The sequence below is a fragment of the Bradyrhizobium sp. genome, assembly GCF_049586575.1.
GTDB lineage: Bacteria > Pseudomonadota > Alphaproteobacteria > Rhizobiales > Xanthobacteraceae > Bradyrhizobium.
Genome location: NZ_JBAVCF010000057.1, coordinates 1 through 2,046, shown reverse-complemented (window position 1 = coordinate 2,046; position 2,046 = coordinate 1). Strand labels below are relative to the sequence as shown.

The 2,046-nt window shown below is 61.7% G+C and carries 1 protein-coding gene; it reads left to right on the top strand.

What is annotated here, in order from left to right:
* Positions 1–238: 238 nt before the first annotated feature.
* Positions 239–2,046 (top strand): FAD-linked oxidase C-terminal domain-containing protein (locus tag WB528_RS01830; RefSeq protein ID WP_423886723.1); only part of this gene is annotated, 1,808 nt, incomplete at its 3' end.

The following is a 2,046-nucleotide window of genomic DNA, read 5'->3' as shown; positions in this document are numbered from 1 at the left end:
AACTTCGGAAAGTCATGGGCACTAGCAAACTTATTGATTCTAGTACCGCTTTGTCGATCTGAAGTCCCTGATCGAATTCGCCGCTTGTGGCGCAGGGACTTCGGATCGGCGGTACTAGCGGTCCGGCCCGAATATCCGGGGATAGCGCCGACACCGGATCAACAAAGCCATATTTTGCATTCAAAATTGCCTTGGATAGGCAAAAAGAGGATCGCCTTCGGGCACTGACGAGGACGGAATGACCGATACGGACGCCGGGAAGCTTCAGCAAAGGCTGTCGCACGAAATTTCGGGCGGCGTCTTCTTCGACGTCTTCAACCGCGGCCGTTACGCCACCGACGCCTCGTTCTACCAGATCATGCCGGCGGGGGTCGTGGTCCCCCGCTCGGTCGATGAGGCGCTGCGGGCGCTCGCGATCACCCGCGAGGCCGGACGGAAGGTCACCCCGCGCGGCGGCGGCACCTCGCAATGCGGCCAGACCATCAATGACGGCATCGTCGTCGACCTTTCCAAGCACCTCAACCGCCTGCTCTCGCTCGACGTCGGGAACCGCACCTGCGTGGTCGAACCGGGCATCGTGCTCGATGACCTGAACCGGCAGTTGAAAAAGCACGGCCTGTGGTTTCCGGTCGACGTCTCGACCGCCTCGCGCGCCACCATCGGCGGGATGGCCGGCAACAATTCCTGCGGCGGGCGTAGCTTGCGATACGGCACCATGCGCGACAACACGCTGTCGATGGATGCCGCGCTCGCGGACGGCACGCTGATGCATTTCGGCGAAGTGTCGCGCGATCAACCCGGCTCGAACGACAAGGCATCCACGCTTTTTCGCGACATGCTCGCGCTCGGCGTTCGCGAGGCCGATGAGATCGCCGACAAATTCCCCAAAGTTCAGCGCCGCGTCGGCGGCTACAATCTCGATGCGCTCACTCCCCGCAATGTGCCGAATAACATGGCGCATCTTCTGGTCGGCTCGGAAGGCACGCTCGCCTTCACCACGCAGGTCGAATTGAAACTGTGGCCTGTCATCAGCAACAAGGTGCTTGGCGTCTGCCATTTCGGGAGCTTCTATGAGGCGATGGATGCCGCCCAACATCTCGTGAAGCTGCGCCCCATCGCGGTGGAACTGGTCGATCGCACCATGATCGCGCTGGGGCGCGACATTGCGATGTTCCGCCCGGTGATCGAGGCGACGGTCAAGGGCGACCCCGACGCGCTTTTGATTGTCGAATTCGCCGAGGAAGACCAGAGCGACAACCTGCAAAAGCTGAAGCAGCTTTCCGAGCTGATGGGCGATCTCGGATTTGGCTGGAACAATCCGCAACGCAAATGGGGCGGCGTGGTCGATGTCATTGAGCCCGCCGTGCAAACCGCGATCTCGGATTTCCGCACCTCCGGCCTTAACGTCATGATGTCGATGAAGCAGGAGGGCAAGCCCGTTTCCTTTGTCGAGGACTGCGCGGTGCCCCTGCCCCACCTCGCCGATTACACCGAGCGGCTGAATGCGATCTTCGCCAGGCACGGCACCCGCGGCACCATGTACGCGCATGCCAGCGAAGGCTGCTTGCATGTGCGACCCGTCCTGAACCTGAAGCTCGAGAAGGACGTCAAAGCGATGCGCGCCATCGCCGAGGAAACCTTCGCGATGGTGCGCGAATATAAGGGATCGCATTCCGGCGAGCATGGCGACGGCCTCGTGCGCTCGGAATTTCACGAGACCATGTTCGGCTCGCGCATCATCGCCGACTTCAGGGAAGTCAAACAGCGTTTCGACCCCGAGCACACGCTCAATCCCGGCAAGATCGTCGATCCGCCAAAAATGGATGACCGCTCGCTGTTCCGCTACACGCCGAGCTACCGCATCAATGACTTGAAGACCGTGCTCGACTGGTCGGCCTATCCGGGCGCCGGCGGCGGCTTTCAGGGCGCGATCGAGATGTGCAACAACAACGGCGCCTGCCGAAAGCTCGAAGGCGGCGTGATGTGCCCCTCCTATCGCGCCACGCGCAACGAAAAGGACGTCACGCGCGGCCGCGCCAACACGCT